This window comes from Enterobacter sp. BIGb0383 (assembly GCF_003751845.1).
Taxonomy (GTDB): domain Bacteria; phylum Pseudomonadota; class Gammaproteobacteria; order Enterobacterales; family Enterobacteriaceae; genus BIGb0383.
The window spans coordinates 946,068-967,867 of record NZ_RJKQ01000001.1 but is presented as its reverse complement, the minus strand read 5'-3'; the positions used below and the strand labels follow the sequence as shown (position 1 = coordinate 967,867).

Annotated in this window: 17 protein-coding genes, 2 tRNA genes and 1 other RNA gene; 14 read left to right on the top strand and 6 right to left on the bottom strand. The window is 57.1% G+C overall.

What is annotated here, in order from left to right:
* The first annotated feature begins 36 nt into the window (after positions 1 to 36).
* From EDF81_RS04695 to EDF81_RS04645, 11 genes are all read left to right on the top strand, one after another.
* Complete coding sequence (locus tag EDF81_RS04695) at positions 37 to 1,425, top strand: NarK family nitrate/nitrite MFS transporter (protein WP_123346701.1); 1,389 nt, start codon at positions 37 to 39, stop codon at positions 1,423 to 1,425.
* A 390-nt stretch (positions 1,426 to 1,815) separates the two neighbouring features.
* Positions 1,816 to 5,562 carry a nitrate reductase subunit alpha gene (locus tag EDF81_RS04690; protein WP_123346699.1) on the top strand — a complete coding sequence of 1,249 codons (3,747 nt, stop codon included), beginning with the start codon at positions 1,816 to 1,818 and terminating at the stop codon, positions 5,560 to 5,562.
* Positions 5,559 to 7,085: a nitrate reductase subunit beta gene (gene narH / locus EDF81_RS04685; RefSeq protein ID WP_123346697.1), complete on the top strand. Its 1,527-nt coding sequence runs from the start codon at positions 5,559 to 5,561 to the stop codon at positions 7,083 to 7,085. Before EDF81_RS04690 ends, narH begins: the two co-directional genes overlap by 4 nt.
* 1 nt (position 7,086) lies before the next feature.
* Entirely contained in the window at positions 7,087 to 7,797 is a 711-nt protein-coding gene (gene narJ / locus EDF81_RS04680; RefSeq protein ID WP_123346695.1) for a nitrate reductase molybdenum cofactor assembly chaperone, read from the top strand.
* Positions 7,797 to 8,474 carry a respiratory nitrate reductase subunit gamma gene (gene narI / locus EDF81_RS04675; RefSeq protein ID WP_123346693.1) on the top strand — a complete coding sequence of 226 codons (678 nt, stop codon included), beginning with the start codon at positions 7,797 to 7,799 and terminating at the stop codon, positions 8,472 to 8,474. Before narJ ends, narI begins: the two co-directional genes overlap by 1 nt.
* A gap of 99 nt (positions 8,475 to 8,573) precedes the next feature.
* Positions 8,574 to 9,581, top strand: coding sequence for a 3-oxoacyl-[acyl-carrier-protein] synthase III C-terminal domain-containing protein (locus EDF81_RS04670; RefSeq protein WP_123346691.1), 1,008 nt, complete (start codon positions 8,574 to 8,576; stop codon positions 9,579 to 9,581).
* On the top strand, positions 9,578 to 10,591 hold the full coding sequence (locus EDF81_RS04665; protein ID WP_123346689.1) for an NAD(P)-dependent oxidoreductase: 1,014 nt from the start codon (positions 9,578 to 9,580) through the stop codon (positions 10,589 to 10,591). The genes EDF81_RS04670 and EDF81_RS04665 overlap by 4 nt, the downstream gene beginning before the upstream one ends.
* The gene (locus EDF81_RS04660) at positions 10,584 to 11,390 is read left to right on the top strand and encodes an MBL fold metallo-hydrolase (protein ID WP_123346687.1); all 807 of its coding nucleotides are present in this window, start codon (positions 10,584 to 10,586) and stop codon (positions 11,388 to 11,390) included. The genes EDF81_RS04665 and EDF81_RS04660 overlap by 8 nt, the downstream gene beginning before the upstream one ends.
* Positions 11,387 to 12,673, top strand: coding sequence for a F390 synthetase-related protein (locus tag EDF81_RS04655; protein WP_123346685.1), 1,287 nt, complete (start codon positions 11,387 to 11,389; stop codon positions 12,671 to 12,673). The genes EDF81_RS04660 and EDF81_RS04655 overlap by 4 nt, the downstream gene beginning before the upstream one ends.
* A complete protein-coding gene (locus EDF81_RS04650; RefSeq protein WP_123346683.1) occupies positions 12,670 to 13,632 on the top strand; it encodes an NAD(P)-dependent oxidoreductase in 963 nt (320 codons plus the stop codon). The genes EDF81_RS04655 and EDF81_RS04650 overlap by 4 nt, the downstream gene beginning before the upstream one ends.
* The gene (locus tag EDF81_RS04645; RefSeq protein ID WP_123346681.1) at positions 13,629 to 14,759 is read left to right on the top strand and encodes a glycosyltransferase family 2 protein; all 1,131 of its coding nucleotides are present in this window, start codon (positions 13,629 to 13,631) and stop codon (positions 14,757 to 14,759) included. Before EDF81_RS04650 ends, EDF81_RS04645 begins: the two co-directional genes overlap by 4 nt.
* 1,188 nt (positions 14,760 to 15,947) lie before the next feature.
* Here EDF81_RS04645 and EDF81_RS04630 read toward each other — a convergent pair.
* From EDF81_RS04630 to EDF81_RS04610, 5 genes are all read right to left on the bottom strand, one after another.
* Positions 15,948 to 16,032: transfer RNA gene (locus tag EDF81_RS04630), tRNA-Tyr, on the bottom strand.
* A gap of 40 nt (positions 16,033 to 16,072) precedes the next feature.
* A non-coding RNA gene (locus tag EDF81_RS04625) (RtT sRNA) lies at positions 16,073 to 16,202 on the bottom strand.
* 45 nt (positions 16,203 to 16,247) lie between these two features.
* Positions 16,248 to 16,332 (bottom strand) — tRNA-Tyr (locus EDF81_RS04620).
* Between the two features lie 146 nt (positions 16,333 to 16,478).
* The gene (purU, locus tag EDF81_RS04615; protein ID WP_123346678.1) at positions 16,479 to 17,321 is read right to left on the bottom strand and encodes a formyltetrahydrofolate deformylase; all 843 of its coding nucleotides are present in this window, start codon (positions 17,319 to 17,321) and stop codon (positions 16,479 to 16,481) included.
* A 69-nt stretch (positions 17,322 to 17,390) separates the two neighbouring features.
* Positions 17,391 to 17,849, bottom strand: coding sequence for a YchJ family protein (locus EDF81_RS04610; protein WP_123346676.1), 459 nt, complete (start codon positions 17,847 to 17,849; stop codon positions 17,391 to 17,393).
* A 113-nt stretch (positions 17,850 to 17,962) separates the two neighbouring features.
* On the opposite strand from EDF81_RS04610, the gene rssA reads away from it, so the two are divergent.
* From rssA to galU, 3 genes are all read left to right on the top strand, one after another.
* Positions 17,963 to 18,874 carry a patatin-like phospholipase RssA gene (gene rssA / locus EDF81_RS04605; RefSeq protein WP_123346674.1) on the top strand — a complete coding sequence of 304 codons (912 nt, stop codon included), beginning with the start codon at positions 17,963 to 17,965 and terminating at the stop codon, positions 18,872 to 18,874.
* Positions 18,875 to 18,967: 93 nt separating this feature from the next.
* The gene (gene rssB / locus EDF81_RS04600) at positions 18,968 to 19,981 is read left to right on the top strand and encodes a two-component system response regulator RssB (RefSeq protein WP_123346672.1); all 1,014 of its coding nucleotides are present in this window, start codon (positions 18,968 to 18,970) and stop codon (positions 19,979 to 19,981) included.
* A 195-nt stretch (positions 19,982 to 20,176) separates the two neighbouring features.
* The gene (galU, locus tag EDF81_RS04595) at positions 20,177 to 21,085 is read left to right on the top strand and encodes a UTP--glucose-1-phosphate uridylyltransferase GalU (protein WP_123346670.1); all 909 of its coding nucleotides are present in this window, start codon (positions 20,177 to 20,179) and stop codon (positions 21,083 to 21,085) included.
* A gap of 155 nt (positions 21,086 to 21,240) precedes the next feature.
* Here the strand turns inward: galU and hns are convergent, their stop codons facing one another.
* Positions 21,241 to 21,654: a histone-like nucleoid-structuring protein H-NS gene (hns, locus tag EDF81_RS04590; protein ID WP_123346669.1), complete on the bottom strand. Its 414-nt coding sequence runs from the start codon at positions 21,652 to 21,654 to the stop codon at positions 21,241 to 21,243.
* Positions 21,655 to 21,800 lie beyond the last annotated feature (146 nt).

Sequence of the window (21,800 nt, the reverse complement as noted above, 5' to 3'; positions counted from 1 at the left end):
ATCTTGGCGGCAGTTATTTCCCATTTAGAGGTGTGTATGAGTCACTCTTCCCGCTCTTCCCAAACGTCGGGCGTTATCACTGACTGGCGTCCGGAAGAAACTGCTTTTTGGCAAAACCAGGGGAGTCGGGTTGCCAGCCGGAACCTGTGGATCTCCGTTCCCTGCTTGCTGCTCGCATTCTGCGTCTGGATGTTATTTAGCGCAGTAGCCGTTAACCTGAATAAGGTGGGCTTTAACTTCGCCACCGACCAGCTGTTTATGTTAACCGCGCTGCCGTCTCTGTCCGGTGCGCTGCTGCGCGTGCCTTACGCCTTTATGATCCCGCTGTTTGGCGGTCGTCGCTGGACGGCATTCAGCACCGGTATTCTGATTATCCCGTGCGTCTGGTTGGGCTTTGCGGTTCAGGACGTCAGCACGCCGTTTAGCACCTTTATCATCCTCTCCCTGCTGTGTGGTTTCGCCGGTGCGAACTTCGCCTCCAGCATGGCCAATATCAGCTTCTTCTTCCCGCGGAATAAGCAGGGTAGTGCGCTGGGTATTAATGGGGGTATGGGTAACCTGGGGGTTAGCGTCATGCAGCTGCTGGCCCCGCTGGCGATCTCCCTGTCCATCTTCGCCTTCTTTGGGGGTAATGGCGTTCCCCAGGCGGACGGTACGCGTCTGTATCTGGAAAACGCGGCCTGGATCTGGGTTCCGCCGCTGGCGATCTTTACCCTTGCTGCCTGGTTCGGTATGAACGACCTCGCGGCGTCGAAGGCGTCGCTGCGTGAACAGCTGCCGGTACTGAAACGCGCACACCTGTGGATTATGAGTTTTCTGTATCTGGCAACCTTCGGTTCCTTTATCGGTTTCTCCGCCGGTTTTGCCATGCTCTCTAAAACCCAGTTCCCGGAAGTGACGGTCATGCACTATGCCTTCTTCGGGCCGCTGGTAGGCGCGATTGCACGCTCTGTCGGCGGGGCGATTTCTGACCGCCTGGGCGGGGTCCGCGTCACGCTGGTGAATTTTGTGCTGATGGGTATCTTCACTGCGTTACTGTTCCTGACGCTGCCAACAGCGGGCGAGGGTGGCAGCTTTATTGCCTTCTTCGGCGTCTTCATGCTGCTGTTCCTGACCGCCGGTCTGGGTAGCGGCTCGACCTTCCAGATGATCTCCGTCCTGTTCCGCAGGCTGACCGCAGAGCGCGTTAAAGCCAGCGGCGGCAGCGATGAGCAGGCGTCCCGCGAAGCGGCAACGGATACCGCTGCGGCACTGGGCTTTATCTCGGCGATTGGTGCGGTGGGCGGTTTCTTTATCCCGAAAGCCTTTGGTACCTCACTGGCATTGACCGGGTCGCCGGCCGGCGCAATGAAGGTGTTCTTTATCTTCTACGTTGTCTGCGTGATTGTGACCTGGGCGATTTACGGACGTAAATCCAGCAAGTAATTATCCGTACACATCCATCAAGCGCGGCGTTGCCGCGCTTTTTTACTCCACTATTTAGTTACAACATACTTTAAGTGCCGTGTCCGGTGCCTGCGTCGGCAACTGTGATGCAGGTCGCCTGGCAGTCTGCTCTACCCCCAAATACCCGCCTGTCGGGTTTTCAAACCGGAAAAACGCGCATGTGGCCATTTATCCCTTGTAAAGCAAAGGATTAGACGATTTTTCATCATGCCACTTTGGTGGTATTTCATTCGTTTTGCCACTTTTCAATGACTTAGCCTGTTGATCGTTATCAATTAAGTCTTCTCTTTAGCGCGTTATTTTGCCCGCAAATCCAGCAATGTCGATTTGACCAGAGAGCCTACAGGCTCCAAACAGGAGAACCCCCCGATGAGCAAGTTTCTGGACCGGTTTCGCTACTTCAAGCAGAAGGGCGAGACCTTTGCCGATGGGCACGGCCAGCTTTTAGAGACCAACCGGGACTGGGAGGACGGATACCGCCAGCGCTGGCAGCATGACAAAATTGTCCGTTCAACGCATGGCGTTAACTGCACCGGTTCGTGCAGCTGGAAGATCTATGTTAAAAATGGCCTGGTCACCTGGGAAACCCAGCAGACAGACTATCCGCGCACCCGGCCGGATATGCCAAACCATGAGCCACGCGGCTGCCCGCGCGGTGCAAGCTACTCCTGGTACCTCTATAGCGCCAACCGTCTGAAATACCCGCTGATGCGCAAACGCCTGATTAAACTGTGGCGTGAAGCGAAAGCACAGCACAGCGATCCGGTGCTGGCCTGGGCGTCCATTATGGAAGACAGCGAAAAAACCAAAAGCTACAAGCAGGCCCGCGGCCGCGGTGGCTTTGTTCGCTCCTCCTGGCAGGAAGTGAATGAGCTGATTGCCGCATCCAACGTTTACACCGTCAAAACCTACGGCCCGGACCGCGTTGCCGGTTTCTCGCCGATCCCGGCGATGTCGATGGTCTCCTATGCCTCCGGCGCGCGTTACCTGTCGCTGATTGGCGGGACCTGCCTGAGCTTCTACGACTGGTACTGTGACCTGCCGCCGGCGTCGCCGATGACATGGGGCGAACAGACCGACGTACCGGAATCTGCCGACTGGTATAACTCCAGCTACATTATCGCCTGGGGCTCCAACGTTCCGCAGACCCGTACCCCGGATGCCCACTTCTTTACGGAAGTTCGCTACAAAGGCACCAAAACCGTCGCCATCACCCCGGACTATGCCGAAATCGCCAAGCTGTGCGATCTGTGGCTGGCACCGAAGCAGGGCACCGACAGCGCCATGGCGCTGGCGATGGGCCATGTGATGCTGAAAGAGTTCCATATCGATAACCCGAGCCCGTACTTCACTGATTACGTGCGTCGCTATACCGATATGCCCATGCTGGTGATGCTGGAAGAGCGTGAGGGCTTCTATGCCGCAGGCCGTATGCTGCGTGCCAGCGACCTGGTCGATGGTCTGGGCCAGGAAAACAACCCGGAATGGAAAACCGTTGCGATTGATGACAACAGCGGTGCACCGATGGCCCCGAACGGCTCTATCGGTTTCCGCTGGGGTGAGAAGGGTAAATGGAACCTGGAACAGCGTGACGGCACCAGCGGCGATGAAGCCGGTCTGCGTTTGAGCCTGCTGGGCAGCCACGACGAAGTGGCTAATGTTGGGTTCCCGTACTTTGGTGCTGATACCACCGAGCACTTCACGCCGGTGAAACTGGACAACGTTCTGCTGCATAAGCTGCCGGTCAAACGAATGACTCTGGCCGATGGCAGCAGTGCGCTGGTGGCGACCGTCTACGATTTGACCATGGCAAACTATGGTATCGATCGCGGTCTGCAGGATGAAAACTGCGCAACCAGCTATAGCGAAATTAAAGCCTACACGCCGGGCTGGGCCGAACAGGTCACCGGCGTTTCTCAGGCTCAGATTGTGCGTATCGCTCGCGAGTTCGCGGCGAACGCCGACAAAACCCACGGTCGTTCAATGATTATCGTTGGTGCCGGTCTGAACCACTGGTATCACCTGGATATGAACTACCGTGGACTGATCAATATGCTGATCTTCTGCGGCTGTATTGGTCAGAGCGGTGGCGGCTGGGCGCACTACGTCGGCCAGGAAAAACTGCGTCCGCAGACCGGCTGGCAGCCGCTGGCGTTTGGCCTGGACTGGCAGCGTCCTGCGCGTCATATGAACAGCACCTCCTACTTCTATAACCACTCCAGCCAGTGGCGCTATGAGACGGTCACGGCGCAGGAGTTCCTGTCGCCGATGGCGGACAAATCCCGCTACAGCGGCCATCTGCTGGACTTCAACGTTCGCGCAGAGCGCATGGGCTGGCTGCCGTCTGCGCCGCAGCTGGGCACTAACCCGCTGTATATCGCGGCAGAAGCGGAAAAAGCCGGGATGTCGCCGGTCGATTACACCGTTAAATCCCTGAAGGATGGCTCAATTCGCTTTGCGGCCGAACAGCCGGAAAACGGCAAAAACCATCCGCGTAACCTCTTTATCTGGCGTTCAAATCTGCTGGGCTCTTCCGGTAAGGGCCACGAGTACATGCTGAAATACCTGCTCGGTACCGAACACGGTATTCAGGGTAAGGATCTCGGCCAGCAGGGTGCGATGAAGCCGGAAGAAGTGGAATGGCATGATAACGGTCTCGACGGCAAACTGGATCTGGTGGTCACCCTCGACTTCCGTCTCTCCAGTACCTGTCTGTACTCCGATATCGTCCTGCCGACGGCGACCTGGTATGAGAAAGACGATATGAATACCTCGGATATGCATCCGTTTATTCATCCGCTTTCTGCCGCTGTCGACCCGGCCTGGGAGTCCAAAAGCGACTGGGAGATCTACAAAGGCATCGCCAAAAAATTCTCTGAAGTCTGCGTGGGCCATCTGGGTAAAGAGACCGATATCGTTACCCTGCCAATTCAGCACGACTCCGCCGCCGAACTGGCGCAGCCGCTGGACGTCAAGGACTGGAAAAAAGGCGAGTGTGACCTGATCCCGGGTAAAACCGCGCCGCACATTATTCCAGTCGAACGCGACTATCCGGCAACGTATGAGCGCTTTACCTCTATCGGTCCGCTGATGGAAAAAATCGGCAACGGCGGGAAAGGTATCGCCTGGAATACCCAGAGCGAAATGGACCTGCTGCGTAAGCTGAACTACACCAAAGCCGACGGCCCGGCGAAAGGTCAGCCGATGCTGAACACCGCCATCGATGCGGCGGAAATGATCCTGACCCTGGCCCCGGAAACCAATGGTCATGTGGCGGTGAAAGCCTGGGCTGCGCTCAGCGAATTTACCGGTCGCGACCATACGCATCTGGCGGTGAACAAAGAAGAGGAAAAAATCCGCTTCCGCGATATTCAGGCCCAGCCGCGCAAAATCATCTCCAGCCCGACCTGGTCCGGCCTTGAAGATGAGCACGTCTCCTATAACGCCTGTTACACCAACGTTCATGAGCTGATCCCGTGGCGTACGCTGTCCGGCCGTCAGCAGCTGTATCAGGATCACCAGTGGATGCGCGACTTTGGCGAAAGCCTGCTGGTCTATCGTCCGCCGATCGATACCCGTTCGGTGAAAGAAGTGATGGGCGTGAAATCTAACGGCTATCCGGAGAAGGCGCTTAACTTCCTGACGCCGCACCAGAAGTGGGGGATCCACTCCACCTACAGTGACAACCTGCTGATGCTGACCCTGGGTCGCGGCGGCCCGGTCGTCTGGATAAGCGACGTGGATGCCAAAGAAATCGGTATTGAAGATAACGACTGGATTGAAGTCTTCAATAGCAACGGCGCGCTGACCGCACGAGCGGTGGTAAGCCAGCGTGTGCCGTCCGGCATGACGATGATGTACCACGCGCAGGAACGTATCGTGAACCTGCCGGGCTCAGAAATCACCGGACAGCGCGGCGGTATTCATAACTCCGTGACCCGCATTACCCCGAAACCGACCCATATGATTGGCGGCTACGCCCATCTGGCGTATGGCTTCAACTATTACGGCACGGTCGGTTCTAACCGCGATGAGTTCGTGGTGGTACGTAAGATGAAGAATATTAACTGGTTAGACGGCGAAGGTAATGACCAGGTACAGGAGAGCGCAAAATGAAAATTCGTTCACAAGTCGGCATGGTGCTGAATCTCGATAAATGCATCGGCTGTCATACCTGTTCAGTCACCTGTAAGAACGTCTGGACCAGCCGTGAAGGCGTCGAATACGCGTGGTTCAACAACGTTGAGACCAAACCGGGTATCGGTTTCCCTAACGACTGGGAAAATCAGGAAAAATGGAAGGGCGGCTGGATCCGTAAAATCAACGGCAAACTGCAGCCGCGCATGGGTAACCGTGCAATGCTGCTGGGTAAAATCTTCTCCAACCCGCATATGCCGGAAATTGACGACTACTACGAGCCGTTTGATTTCGACTACCAGCACCTGCATAAGGCTGGCGAAAGCAAACACCAGCCGATTGCCCGTCCGCGCTCGCTGATCAGCGGCCAGCGGATGGACAAAATTAAACACGGTCCGAACTGGGAAGACGATCTGGGCGGCGAGTTTGAGAAGCTGTCGAAAGACCGCAACTTCGAGAACATGCAGAAGGCGATGTACGGCCAGTTCGAAAACACCTTTATGATGTACCTGCCGCGCCTGTGCGAGCACTGCCTGAACCCGGCGTGCGTCGCAACCTGCCCGAGCGGTGCTATCTACAAGCGTGAAGAAGACGGCATTGTGCTGATCGATCAGGATAAATGCCGCGGCTGGCGGATGTGTATCACCGGCTGCCCGTACAAAAAAATCTACTTCAACTGGAAGAGCGGGAAATCCGAGAAGTGCATCTTCTGCTACCCGCGTATCGAAGCCGGTATGCCGACCGTGTGTGCGGAAACCTGCGTGGGTCGTATTCGCTACCTCGGCGTACTGCTGTATGACGCGGATGCTATCGAGCAGGCGGCGAGCACCGAGGACGAGAAAGATCTGTACCAGCGTCAGCTGGACGTCTTCCTCGACCCGAACGATCCGAAAGTCATTGAGCAGGCGCTGAAAGACGGCGTGCCGCAGAGCGTGATCGACGCGGCCCAGCAGTCGCCGGTTTACAAAATGGCGATGGACTGGAAGCTGGCTCTGCCGCTGCATCCGGAATACCGCACCCTGCCGATGGTCTGGTACGTGCCGCCTCTGTCACCGATTCAGTCCGCGGCCGACGCGGGCGATCTGGGCAGCAACGGTATCCTGCCGGATGTCGATAGCCTGCGTATCCCGGTTCAGTATCTGGCGAACCTGCTGACGGCGGGCGATACCGCCCCGGTATCACTGGCCCTGAAACGTATGCTGGCGATGCGTCACTACAAACGTGCGGAAACCGTGGAAGGCATCACGGATACTCGTGCGCTGGAAGAAGTCGGCTTAACCGAAGCTCAGGCCCAGGAAATGTACCGCTATCTGGCGATTGCCAACTATGAAGATCGCTATGTGGTACCGACCAGCCACCGTGAACTGGCGCGTGACGCCTTCCCGGAAAAAAGCGGCTGCGGCTTCACCTTTGGCGACGGCTGCCACGGGTCTGATACCAAATTCAACCTGTTCAACAGCCGCCGCATCGATGCTATCGATGTGACCGTGAAAGGGGAGTGATATGGAACTGCTGATTATTTCCCGTCTGCTGGAGTATCCCGATACGCCGCTGTGGCAGCACCAGCGGGATCTGTTCGACGCCCTGGCGGAAAGCGAGCGCTTTAGCAAGGAGGACGCTCATCAACTGAGCGTCTTTATCCGCGACCTGATGGCCCAGGATTTGCTGGACGCACAGTCCAGCTACGGGGAGCTGTTTGACCGTGGGCGCGCCACCTCCATGCTGCTGTTTGAGCATGTGCACGGTGAGTCCCGCGATCGCGGTCAGGCGATGGTCGATCTGATGAATCAGTATCAGCTCGCCGGGCTGGAAATTACCAGCCATGAGCTGCCGGATCATCTGCCGCTGTATCTGGAGTATCTGGCCCAGCTGCCGCACGAAGAGGCGATGGGTGGCCTGCAGGATATCGCGCCGATCCTGGCGCTGCTCAGTGCCCGGCTGCAGCAGCGTGAAAGCCACTATGCGGTGCTGTTCGACCTGTTACTGAAGCTCGCCGGTTCGGCGGTGGACGTCAACAGCGTACAGCAGAAGCTGGAAAATGAAGCCCGCGACGATACGCCGCAGGCACTGGATGCGGTCTGGGAAGAAGAGCAGGTGAAATTCTTCGCCGACAAAGGCTGCGACGGTGATAACGAAATCACCGCTCACCAGCGTCGTTTTGCGGGCGCCGTTGCCCCGCAGTATCTGAATATCACTGACGGAGGACAGCGCTAATGCAGTTCCTGAATATGTTCTTCTTTGACATCTATCCGTATATCGCCGGTACCGTCTTCCTGGTCGGCAGCTGGCTGCGCTATGACTATGGTCAATACAGCTGGCGTGCGGGCTCCAGCCAGATGCTGGATCGCAAAGGGATGACCCTGGCCTCGAACCTGTTCCACCTCGGGATCCTCGGGGTGATTACCGGTCACGCTCTCGGGATGCTGACGCCGCACTGGGTGTACGAATCCTTCCTGCCGCTCGACGTGAAGCAGAAAATGGCGATGATCGGCGGTGGGGCAAGCGGCCTGATGACGCTGGTGGGCGGATTGTGGTTACTGAAGCGTCGCCTGTTTAACCCGCGTATTCGCGCCACGACCACGGGTGCCGATATTCTGGTGATGTCCCTGCTGATGCTGCAGTGTGCCCTCGGCCTGCTGACCATTCCGTTCTCCGCCCAGCATATGGACGGCTCCGAAATGATGAAGCTGGTTGGCTGGGCGCAGTCGGTGGTCACTTTCCACGGTGGCGCATCCGCACATCTGGACGGCGTTGCCTTTGTCTTCCGTATGCACCTTGTGCTCGGGATGACGCTGTTTGTGGTGTTCCCGTTCTCACGTCTGGTGCATATCTGGAGTGCGCCCGTGGAATACCTGACGCGCAAATATCAGATTGTCCGCGCCCGTCGCTAAGCCGATGGCATAATAAAAAATCCGGGGCTGTCCCCGGATTTTTTTTGCCCGTAAACTGTCCTCTTTCCTGCGGATGCAGTCAGAAGGCAAGGATGGACAATGGGCACAACAACAGAACGCACGCCGAAGGCGGCAATTAAACTGATCGCCACCGGCATCGCGTTACCCCCTGAGCGCGTAACCTCTTCGACGCTGGATAGCCGGCTGGGGAAATCGGCGGGCTACGTCGAGCGCCGATCCGGCATACTTCATCGCTATCACGCCACGGCGGACGCCAGTCAGGCGGCGCTGGCCGCAGAGGCGCTGCATCATGCGCTGGATTCGTATCACCTCGACCCGTCCTCAGTCGACCTGCTGATTTGTGCCTCCGCCGTTGCGGTGCAGGCACTTCCCTGTAGCGCCATCCATATTCTGCGCGCCGCCCGGCTCTCATCGGGCGTGGCCGGATTTGATATCAACAGCAGCTGCGTCAGCTTTATTTCCGCTTTCGAAGTCGCCGCCGGACTGCTCAATACCGGGGCCTATCGGCGGATTGCAATTGTCTCAGCGGATCTTGCCTCACGCGGTATTGACTGGCAGGACGAAGAGTCCTCCCTGATTTTCGGGGACGGCGCCGCCTGCGCGATTGTCGAGCGCGGTGACGGGCGCAGCGGGATCCTCGCAACCCAGGTAGAGATGTACCCGGAAGGCAGCGAACTGTGTGAAATTCGCGCAGGCGGAACCCGGCGTAACCCGCGTGCCGGTATAGCCGAAGGGGATTTTCTTTTCCATATGCAGGGCAAGCCACTGTTTCGGATGGCGTCAGAAAAAGTCGAAGCCTTCTTTACCCGTTTGCTGAATAAGAGCGAACTTGCGCTGGCAGATATTGCTACAGTGGTCCCGCATCAGGCCAGCCATCTTTCGCTGGCCCATATGCGCAAGCGTCTGAAGGTCCCGGAAAGTGCGCTGATTGATATCTATCGCCACTACGGAAATCAGGTGGCCGCCTCGATTCCCACGGCGTTACACGAGGCCTTTACCACTGGACGCGTTATGCCGGGTAAACCGCTGATGCTGATTGGCACGGCGGCGGGGCTGACCCTCGCCGGTATGGTGCTGCTGGCATGAAGATCCTGGTGACCGGTGCCACCAGCGGTCTGGGGCGTAATGCGGTGGATGTTCTGCTTCGTGAAGGACATCAGGTGGTCGCAACCGGACGCAGCCGCGAGGTCGGGGAGCAACTGGTCAGTCAGGGGGCAGAGTTTCACCCGCTGGATCTGATCCTGGCGAGCGTTGCCGACTGCCGGACGCTTATGGCGGGATGCGACGCGGTCTGGCACTGTGCGGCGAAATCCTCACCCTGGGGCAGCCGACATGAATTCTGGCAGGCGAACGTTACGGCTACGCAGACGCTGGTTGAGGCGGCGGTACAGTCGGGCGTACCGCGTTTTGTGCATATTTCTACGCCTGCAATCTACTTCGATTTTCAGCATCACCAGCAGCTGGATGAACGCTATCTGGCGCAGCGATTTGCCTGCCACTATGCCAGCAGCAAATATGCCGCCGAGCAGGTCATCGCCGATGCGGTGCCGTCCAGCCCCGATGCCACCTTTGTTATTCTGCGACCGCGCGGCCTGTTCGGTCCGCACGACCGGGTGATCGTCCCGCGATTGCTCAGCCAGCTTCAGCGCGATGGCGGCGTGCTGAAGCTGCCACGCGGGGGAAATGCGCTCCTGGATCTGACGTATGTCGGTAACGTGGTGCAGGCGATGCAGCGGGCGACCACCCAGCCGGGATTGCTGTCCGGCCGGGTTTATAACGTGACAAACCATGAGCCACAGCGGTTGAGCGCGATGCTGGACGCGCTTCTGGCCCGACAGCTTGGGATGCGTTACCGCATTCAGCCGCTGCCCTGGCCGCTGGTTTCCCTGGCCGCACGCGGCATGGAGTTGGTGGGGCATCTACGCGGCAAAGAGCCGCCGGTCACTCGCTACAGCGTCGGCACCCTGGGGTTCGATATGACCCTGAGTGCCGCCCGGGCCATTGAGGAGCTGGGCTACCGGCCAGCGTTCAGTCTGGAAGAGGGGATTGCTCTGACCGGCGAATGGTGGCGGCAGCGGGGGATAGCGCATGGCTAAAATCACCACGTTTGAAGCCGGATACTGTACCCATCCCGGCTGCATGGCGCTGAAGGGCGCGGGCTGGCGAATCTGCCGATTTCCTGCCCGTAGCTGGTTACTGGAAGTGGGCGAGCGCCGCTGGCTGTGGGATACGGGCTATGCCAGCTGGTTTGAACACTACACCCGGAAAGGTCTGTTTCAACTCTACCGACGAGTCACGCCGGTCAACTTCGATCCCGCTGAATCTATGGTGCGACAGCTCCAGGCGGCGGGCCTTGCGCCGGGCGATCTCAACGGTCTGATCCTTTCCCATTTTCACGCCGACCATGTCGCCGGTCTGCGTGACTTCCCCGACGTGTCCTTTATCGCATCCGGCGAGGGATGGGCACAAACGCGTCATCTGCGCGGGTTTGCCGCGCTGCGACAGGGGTTTATTCCGGGGCTGATCCCGGAAGCGTTTGAAACGCATCTCCAGGCGATGGAAAGCTTTACGCTGCAGCCGCTTCCCGCTGAGCTTCAGCCCTTTACCGAAGGCTATGTTCTTCCCGACAGTCACGGTGAGATCCTGCTGGTTCCGCTTCCCGGTCATGCCAGCGGCCATATTGGCGCGTTTGTCCAGACGGACAGCGGCTGGACGCTGCTGGCCAGCGACGCCGCCTGGGCGCCGGCAAACTATCAGGAGATGCGCGGACCGTCGCGTATGGCGAACCTGATTATGGCCGACCCGGCTGCCTATTATCGGACGCTGGGGATGCTCCACCAGCTCTGGCTGGGTGGGAAGGTCACGATCCTGCTGTGCCATGAGGGCGATTTATGATCCCGGTCGCGATCCTCTGGCACTACCTTAAAGCCCGCCGGCGTCGCTTTACCGATCGCCCGGCGCTGGAAGCGTGGCAGGCGCGCAAGCTGCGTCAGTTCGGGCATCGGGTGCTGCGCAGAAGCCCCTGGTTCCGGCGCTATCTGGACCAGCCGTTTGCTCGCTGGCCGCAGATGAATAAGGCGCTGATGATGACCCATTTCGATGAGATGAATACTGAAGGGTTGCAGCAGGAAACCCTGTTGGCCTGCGCGCAGCAGGCCGAGCAGAGCCGCGATTTTCGTCCGCGGGTCGGGCGGTTTAGCGTGGGTCTCTCCTCCGGCACCTCGGGCCGTCGGGGGCTGTTTGTCGTCAGCCCTGCGGAGCAGCAGCTCTGGGCCGGGACGCTGCTGGCGAAGGTGCTGCCTGACGGGCTGCTGGCCGGGGAACGCGTCGCGCTGTTTCTTCGTGCCGACAACAATCTCTATCAAAGCGTCAATAACCGCTGGCTCAGCCTGAGCTTCTACGATCTGCTAGCCGCTTTTACGCCGCAGCTTAGCCGCCTGCAGGCGCAGAACCCGACGCTGATTGTTGCTCCCGCCCAGGTGCTGCGTGCTCTGGCGCTTGAAGTGCAGGCCGGACGACTGACCCTGAACGTCAAAAAAGTGATTTCGGTGGCGGAAGTGCTGGAGGCGCGGGACCGGGCGTTGCTGGCAGACGTTTTTGGTGACGTCGGTGAGATTTACCAGGCGACGGAAGGTTTTCTGGCCGTCACCTGCGCCCACGGTCGGCTGCATCTGAATGAAGAGTTTATCCACGTCGAACCGGAGTGGATCGACGAGCGGCGCTTTATCCCGCTGATTACCGATTTTACCCGCCGTACCCAACCCATCGTTCGCTACCGGCTGGATGACGTCCTGACCCTGTGCGACACGCCCTGTCCCTGCGGGAGCGCGGCGCTGGCCATCTCACATATCGAGGGTCGGCAGGACGATCAACTGCTGCTGCCGGATGCCGCAGGCGAGTCGCAAATTATCTTCGCCGATGCCTGTAGCCGGGTGCTGGCAACCGTGCTGCCGCTGACCGCTGACTACCGGCTGCGTCAGACTGCCCTGCGTGCGCTGGTGTTACATGCCGATGTCGACTGCGCCATACTGAATACCTGTCAGGCTGCTCTGGAGACGCTATTTTCCCGCCAGAACGTGGATATCCGGTTGTTGGAATGGTCCCTGGAATCGACGTTGCCGCCCGTGGCAGCGGATGCTAAACGGCGACGGATTATCCGTGAATGGGGACGAGCATGAAGATCCTGGTGACCGGCGCGTCCGGGTTTATCGGCGGGGCATTTCTGCGCCGCTTTGCCGGGCGTGAGGACCTTCAGCTTTTTGGCACAGGACGTCATCAACCGCCCGATCTCCCGGCCGAGGTCAGCTGGCGAACGCTGTCGCTGGCCGACCTTTCACGCTGGGATATTACGCCGGATGTGGTGATCCACGCGGCGGGGCGTACGTCGCCCTGGGGAAGCGACCTGGACTACTACCGCGACAACGTGGAGACGACGGAGCAGGTGCTCGATTTTTGCCGTCGTCGGGGAAACCCTCGTCTGATTTTGCTCTCCACTGCGGCGGTCTATTATCGGTTTGCGCATCGCTATCAGCTCGATGAAAGCACGCCCATCGCTGAGCCGTTTACCAGCGCCTACGGGCGCAGCAAGTTTCTGGCCGAGCAGCGGGCTGCTGCCTACGAGGGTGAGAAAACCGTTTTTCGTCCCTGCGCGGTCTTTGGCTCAGGTGATAAATTGCTGTTTCCGCCCTTGCTGAACGCGGCGAAAAAACAGCAGCTATGGCGTCTTTATACCCAGGAGGGACCCGCGCAGTCGGAACTGATACATGTCGATACGCTGTGCGATTATTTACTTCAGGCTGCGGCGAAAAGGGAGCTACAGCCCTGCTACAATCTCGCTTCTGCGCAGTCGGTAGACGTCGATTTATTGGTGCAGGAAGTGGTCGACACTCTGGGGCTGCCACCGGTAACACGTACGCTCAATCTGCGCACGGCGCTGGCCTTTGCCGGAACGCTGGAGTGGATATGGCGACGGCTAAAGCTCAGGGGCGAACCGCCTATTACCCGCTTTGGCGTGGCGGTTTTCGGCTATAGTGCCACTCTGGACGTGACGCGAATGCTGACGGATTTTGGCCCACCGGCAATACCGCTGGCGCAGAGCCTGCAGATGTTTCTGCAACAGGAGAAAACACAGGGATGATATTCGCAATAGCCGTACTCTGGCTCGCTATTTTACTTTTTAAGGCGGGCTTTGCCTGGCGGGCGCTACGCCGCCCACACACCGCCGGGGATGAACGCTTTGACGGAGTAACCATTGCACAGCCGATCCTCAGCGGCGATCCGGCGCTGGAGTCGGTTCTGCAGTCGAATCTTCTGTCGCTGACCGGCGTGCATTTTCTGTGGCTGACGGATGAGGACGATCCCGAGGCTGCGGCGGTCACCGCCCGGCTTCAGCAGCGATATCCTCACCATATTATTGACGTTGTCTCGTCGCCCGCGCCGCCGGAAGGTGTCAATCCTAAGCTCTATAAGCTGGATCGTGTCCTGGACAGGATTACCACTACGCACCTGCTGGTCCTCGATGACGACGCCCATCTGACCGCGGAGGCTCTGCGCCAGATGCTGGCTGAACGACAAGACAATACGCTGGTCACCGCGCTGCCCTGGTATCGGTCGACGGGCGCACTGCCTTGCCAGCTGCTGGCCCAGTTTGTGAATGATAATTCGGCGATGACCTATCTGCCGCTGCTGCCGTTTCGTCCGCCGCTGACGCTGAACGGTATGTGTTATGCCATTCCGGTCGCGACGCTACAGCAAACCGGCGGCTTTGCGCCGCTGCTGCGCTATCTTACGGACGATCTGGCCCTGGCCAGCCATCTGGAACGGCATCAGGTCAGGATTATTCAGTCGTCGGCTGCGGTTTGCGTGCGGACCAGCGTGGCGGGTCCACGGGCTTACTTCCGTCAAATGCACCGCTGGTTTCTGTTTGCCACGCTGCTGCTGCGGGAAAAGAGCCTGCCGGTCAACGGGCTGATTTTCCTGCTTCAGGGTCTGCATCCGCTGCTGCTGTGGGCGATGTTAATAATGGCGATATGCGGCGGGCCGGTGGCCTGGATCGTTCTGGCAGGCTGTTTGCTGGTCCGCCAGGGCGTGCTTTCAGGGCTGCAGCGGGAACTTTCACCCCGTATTCCGACGCGTCCCGTACTGTCGTTCGTTTCCGAACTTCTTCAGCCGCTGCATCTTCTTCATGCACTCCTGAACCGTACAATTTACTGGCGCTCCCGGCGTTATCGGGTGCTGCGCAATGACAGGTTTACCTCTACGTGAAATTACAACGGTTGCTGGAACTTATTCCACCGGAGGTGGCGCGTATCGATCTCCTTGCGCCGCCGTTCTCCGGTCATCTCAACCCGATTCTGGCCCAGGCCAGGGCGCTGGCACCGCACTATAAGGTGAGGGTGATTACCACTGCCGGTGCGCTGGCTGCGGTTAAGGCGGCCGGAATAGACGGTGTCGCGCTGGCGGGTGATTACGATACGGCCCTGCATAATGTGGTCAATCCCCGCTATGCGGTAAAAGCCAATCCCGTGCGGCTGTATCGCCAGTTCCGGGCGGTGGTCACGCTGCTGGCACAGTTCGCCCGCGAGCTGGAGCAGCACTGGCAACGGCAGGGAAAACCGGATCTGGTGATTGCTGATTTTACGCTACCGGTGGTAGGAGAGGTCTGCCGTCGTTTGGCGCTCCCCTGGTGGACCAGCCTGCCATCGCCCTGCGTACTGGAGACGTCGGACGGCGCACCAGCATACTGCGGCGGTTTGATGCCGGCAAAAACACGCTGGCAGCGGGTGGCGCATTTCCTGCACCGCTACAAAGTTCGCCTGTTCAAGCGCACCCTGTTCTGGGGATTTCGTCGAACGATCCGCCTGACGGGTATCACGCAGCTCTATCGCGCTGACGGCAGCGAAAGCGCTTATTCTCCGACCCGTATTCTGGCGCTTAGCGAGGCGGAGTTTGAGTTTCCGCGCAGCTGGCCTGACGCAGTCCGCTTTATCGGCCCGGCGCTCTACACTCCACCGGTCGATGCACCGCCTCCGCCCTTTATTGACGGCAGAAAACACGTGCTGGTGACGCTCGGCACCCATCTTGACTGGCATAAGGAAGAGGTTGCGCAGGCGTTGAAGGTACTGGCCAGCAGCCTTCCCGATTGGATATTCCATTTTACGCAAGGACACGCTGCGGGGGATAACGTTACGTCGCACGACAATCTGTATCGCCTGGCCTGGGTCGATTATGATCTTTACCTGTCGCGCTACGATGCCGTTATCCACCACGGTGGAGCAGGAATCATGTGGCACTGCCTGCTGCAGAATATTCCGGCGCTGGTTTATCCGGTGGACTACGACCAGTTCGATCACGCGGCGCGTCTGGAATATAGCGGTAAAGGCAAATGGATCAAGGGTGGTATTCGTGGGCTTGAGAATGCTGGAGTTGAACTGCAGAGATTAATCGAGAAGATGGTGGCGGGGGAAGGATTCGAACCTTCGAAGTCGATGACGACAGATTTACAGTCTGCTCCCTTTGGCCGCTCGGGAACCCCGCCAGGGGTATAATCTAAAAGCCGGGTAAAACGTTGGTAAAGATGGTGGCGGGGGAAGGATTATTCGTCGCTTCGCTCCTCACCCTTCGGGCCGTTGCCTGCGGCAACGTTCCCTCGCTTCTCTCGGGTCGAACCTTAGTCGAAGGTTCTCACCTTCCCCCGATAAGTGTCTATATCAGCATCACTTATCGTTGGTATCACTTCGCAGTGATTGAATATGGTGGCGGGGGAAGGATTCGAACCTTCGAAGTCGATGACGACAGATTTACAGTCTGCTCCCTTTGGCCGCTCGGGAACCCCGCCAGGGGTAAAGCTAATTTACAGGCCTGCTTCCTGATGGAAGCGGGGCGCATCATATCAAATGATGCGCCCCTGTAAAGTATTCCGTTGATAAAAAGGAATTGTTTGCCTGCTTTTTGCACGTAGTGTCGTAAAGACAGACAATTTGCTTACAGAATAATGGTTCGGTTACCGTAAACAAATACGCGCTGGGCCAGCACCTGATACAGGGCGCGGCTCAGAACATTTTTCTCAACGTCACGACCGGCACGCATCATATCCTCTGCGGTGTAGGTGTGATCCACATGAATCACATCCTGCATAATAATCGGACCTTCATCCAGATTATCATTCACATAGTGCGCGGTCGCCCCGATGATTTTAACCCCACGCTCGTAGGCCTGGTGATAGGGGCGTGCGCCGATAAAGGCCGGTAAGAACGAGTGGTGAATATTGATAATTTTGTTCGGGAAGCGGGAGACAAACTCCGGCGTCAGCACGCGCATATACTTCGCCAGCACCACATAATCCGGCTCGTGGGCCTCAATGGCCTGGGCCATAAGATCATCGTGCTCTTCGCGGGTAATGCCTTCATGGCTGACCAACTCAAACGGAATATCGAAACGCTCTACCAGCGTGCGCAGGGTTTCATGGTTGCCAATCACCGCCGCGATATCGACATCCAGCCCGCCGTAGTTGGCTTTCATCAGCAGATCGCCGAGGCAGTGCGCTTCTTTCGTCACGAGAATAACCACGCGGCGACGGCCTGCTGGGGTCAGTTCGCGAATCGAGCCTTCCGGCAGGGCGCTGTCGAGATCCGCCAGCAGGGTGGCATCATTAAAGATGCCTTCCAGCTCGGTGCGCATAAAAAAGCGGCCGGTGCGGTGATCAACGAACTCGTTGTTTTGCACAATATTCAGTTCGTGCTTGTAACAAATATTGGTGATACGCGCGATAAGCCCTTTCTGATCGGGACAGATGGTGCGCAGAACTTTGCGTTGTAATGAATGCATTGCCGGGACAATCCTGTTGACGTGTTTGCTATTTTTACCGCGTAGCGCAGAACCGATCGGGGCCGGTTGTTACTGCCCGCAGCATTTTTTGAATTTTTTACCTGAACCACAAGGGCAGGGATCGTTGCGGCCGAAAACCGGGCGCGTGCCGTCGATATAATACCATCGATCGTTTTCTTTTAAGAACCGGGAACGTTCGATGATGGCACCCGTTTTACCCTGTTCGCTGAAACGGGCGACAAAACTGACGTAACCTTCGCTCTCATCCTTGCCGTCTTCAGCGGCAAAAATAGTCAGCCCCAGCCACTCGGTGTGTGTAAATCCTCGCAGCAGATCTTCACGAAAAGAGGCGGCCTGGCAGGACGGATGCCAGGTTTTGACCAGATAGTCAGCGTCCTGCATAACGAAAGCGGTGTAACGTGAACGCATGAGTTGTGACGGGGCTGGCGCATGCTGGTTACCAGACAGATAATGCTGGCAACATAGGCTATACTCGACAGCGCTGCCGCAGGGACAAAGCTGAGACAAAATAAGCTCCCTGAAACAATAAAGAAAGGCGTTATGACGCCAGGTGGCACTATGTTAACTGAGCGATGTCGATGTGGCTATGTCTGGACGGCAGGGGAAGTGAATCGGTAGCGATGAGAAAGATAAGAATTGGGCTGGCGTTAGGATCGGGCGCGGCAAGGGGCTGGTCGCATATTGGTGTGATCAAGGCTCTGCAGAAGATGGGCGTGGAAGTGGATGTGGTTGCAGGCTGTTCAATCGGGTCGCTGGTGGGCGCTGCCTGGGCCTGTAACAGACTCCCGGCGCTTGAAAAATGGGTCTGTTCCTTTAGTTACTGGGACGTTTTGCGTCTGATGGACCTTTCATGGCAGCGCGGCGGCCTGCTGCGCGGCGATCGCGTCTTTAGCCAGTACCGCCAGGTCCTGACTGACGCGTCATTTGACAACTGCCAGCGTCCTTTTGGCGCTGTCGCAACCAACCTCAGTACCGGTCGGGAACTCTGGTTTACCGAAGGCGATCTCCATCAGGCCGTGCGGGCATCCTGCAGTATGCCGGGTTTGCTGGCCCCTGTGTCCTGGAACGGCTACTGGCTGGTGGATGGCGCGGTGGTGAATCCGGTGCCCATTTCGCTGACGCGAGCGCTGGGTGCCGACATCGTGATTGCCGTCGATCTCCAGCACGATGCGCATCTGATGCAGCAGGATTTACTCTCTGTCAGTCGGCCGGAGCAGGCGGTGTCCGCGAAGGATACCCAGGCGCTGAGCTGGCATGAGCGTCTGCGGGCGCACCTTGGGCGCATCAAAAATAACCGTACCTCCGTGACGCCTGGCGCAATGGAAATCATGACGACCTCCATTCAGGTGCTGGAAAACCGTCTGAAGCGCAACCGTATGGCAGGCGATCCGCCGGACATTCTGATTCAGCCCCTGTGCCCACAAATTTCCACCCTCGATTTCCATCGGGCTGAGACGGCTATTGCTGCCGGAAAGCTCGCGGTGGAGAAGAAAATGGATGAGCTGTTACCTCTGGTGCGCCCTCATGTCTGAAGTCACATTTTTTTACCCACTTCAGCTAATTCTGACAGGCGCTACCGCTGATAGCGTGCCACTATTTACGTATTATCGGGCAGGGGAGAGAACATGACGCAGCCATTGGCGGGTAAGCAGATTTTGATCGTAGAAGACGAACCCGTTTTCCGTTCGATGCTTGACTCGTGGCTGTCATCTCTGGGCGCAACAACGGTGGTGGCAGAAGACGGCGTCGAGGCGCTGGAAAAAATGTCCGGTATCAAATTGGACCTGATGATTTGCGACATTGCTATGCCGCGCATGAATGGCCTGAAGCTGGTGGAACACGTGCGCACAATGGGCGACACAATGCCGATTCTGGTCATTTCCGCGACGGAAAACATGTCGGAAATCGCCCATGCGCTGCGTCTTGGCGTGCAGGATGTCCTGCTAAAACCGGTGAAAGATCTTAATCGCCTGCGGGAAACGGTCTTCTCCTGCATTTATCCCAATATGTTTAATTCCCGGGTGGAAGAAGAAGAGCGCCTGTTTGAAGACTGGGACGCGCTGGTCAGTAATCCACAGGCGGCGGCAAAGTTACTGCAGGAATTACAGCCGCCGGTTCAGCAAATAATCTCCCGCTGCCGGATAAATTATCGTCAGCTGGTGGCTGCCGACGATCCGGGGCTGGTGCTGGATATTGCACCGCTCTCAGATAACGATCTCGCATTTTATTGTCTCGACGTTACCCGTGCCGGTGACAATGGCGTGCTGGCGGCGTTACTTTTACGTGCGCTTTTTAATGGCCTGCTGCAGGAACAACTTTCTCACCAGCGACAGCGACTGCCGGAGCTGGGAAGTTTGCTCAAGCAGGTGAATCAATTATTACGCCAGGCAAATTTGCCGGGGCAGTTTCCGCTGCTGGTGGGTTATTACCATAGCGGATTGAAAAACCTTATTCTGGTGTCCGCCGGACTGAACGGCACGCTAAAAACCGACGAGCATCAAATCCAGATAAGTAATGGCGTTCCATTGGGAACCTTAGGCAACGCTTACCTGAATCAAATAAGCCATCGCTGCGAATCCTGGCAATGCCAGATCTGGGGCGTCGGCGGGCGTCTGCGCTTAATGTTGTCTGCGGAATGAGCAAACGGAATTGCGGTGACAGATAGCTTTACCGGCTTCTGTGCCGCAGTGGTAGTATCGCCCGACATCATCATATAAATCCTAATTAAAGGCTATCGCGTCCTTTTCAGACCAGGATGACTTTCCTGTACTGATATACTCAACGCGTTATTTTAAACGAGCACGTTCAAAGTTTGAACAGTTCAGGAGATTTCAATGGCTGCGCCAAATTCTAAAGTTACTAAAGCCGTCATCCCGGTCGCGGGATTAGGAACCCGTATGTTGCCTGCAACAAAGGCGATTCCTAAAGAGATGTTGCCGCTGGTTGATAAACCACTTATTCAGTATGTGGTTAATGAGTGTATTGCGGCAGGGATTACTGAAATTGTGCTGGTGACCCACTCGTCCAAAAACTCCATTGAAAACCACTTCGATACCAGCTTTGAGCTGGAAGCCATGCTGGAAAAACGCGTTAAGCGCCAGCTGCTGGAAGAAGTGCAGTCCATTTGCCCGCCTCATGTCACCATTATGCAGGTGCGTCAGGGCCTGGCGAAAGGTCTGGGCCACGCGGTCCTCTGTGCGCATCCGGTTGTCGGCAATGAGCCGGTTGCCGTGATCCTGCCGGACGTTATCCTCGATGAGTTCGAGTCTGACCTGTCCCAGGAAAACCTGGCGGATATGATCCGTCGCTATGACGACACGGGCTGTAGCCAGATTATGGTTGAGCCGGTGGCTGACGTGACGGCCTACGGTGTGGTTGACTGCAAAGGCGCTGAGCTGAAGCCGGGCGACAGCATGCCGATGGTGGGCGTTGTTGAAAAACCGAAAGCCGATGTTGCGCCCTCAAACCTGGCGGTCGTCGGTCGCTATGTGCTCAGCGCTGAAATCTGGCCGCTGCTGGCGAAGACACCTCCGGGAGCCGGGGATGAAATTCAGCTGACTGACGCCATTGATATGCTGATCGAAAAAGAAACCGTTGAAGCCTATCACCTGCTCGGTAAAAGCCACGACTGTGGTAACAAGCTCGGATATATGCAGGCGTTTGTCGAATACGGTATTCGCCACAAGGTGCTGGGCGAAGAGTTCAAGGCCTGGCTGACGGATGCGCTGGGTCTGAAGAAGTAATCCACCCTAACGCTGATTGATTCAGGGGTAACGGCAATTTATGCTTGTTACCCTTTTTTATTGCCGGTGTTTTACGGCTTCAGTTAAACAGACAGGCATGAGAAAAATCTGAACAAAAAAATCCCGCCGAAGCGGGATTTTTTATAATTTGGGGATTAATCCTTGATCAGGAAATCGTCCAGCTGTTTACCTTGCTCATCCATAGCTTTTTTGATAACAGCAGGGGTGCGACCCTGGCCGGTCCAGGTTTTAGCTTCGCCGTTTTCGTCGATGTAGCTATATTTAGCCGGACGAGCAGCACGCTTAGCTTTAGTACCTGCTTTAGCAGCAGAGATGCTGTTCAGCAGTTCATTCGGGTCAATGCCATCAGCAATCAGCATTTCGCGATATTGCTGCAGTTTACGAGTACGCTCTTCAACTTCAGCGGCAGCTGCGTTTTCTTCTTCGCGGCGCTCATTTACAACAACTTCTAATTTTTCCAGCATTTCTTCCAGCGTTTCGAGAGTGCATTCTCTTGCCTGCGCACGAAGAGTACGGATGTTGTTCAGAATTTTAAGGGCTTCGCTCATTTTAGTAATCTCAAACTTATTTGGGGTGGTTTGTTGAGCTAATAATAGAGCGATAAATTCAGTTGTGCAATAGCTGTAAATGTAAGGAAGGTAAAATAATGCATTATTTGTGGGCTATATTAATAAAGCTAACTTAAATTCACGGG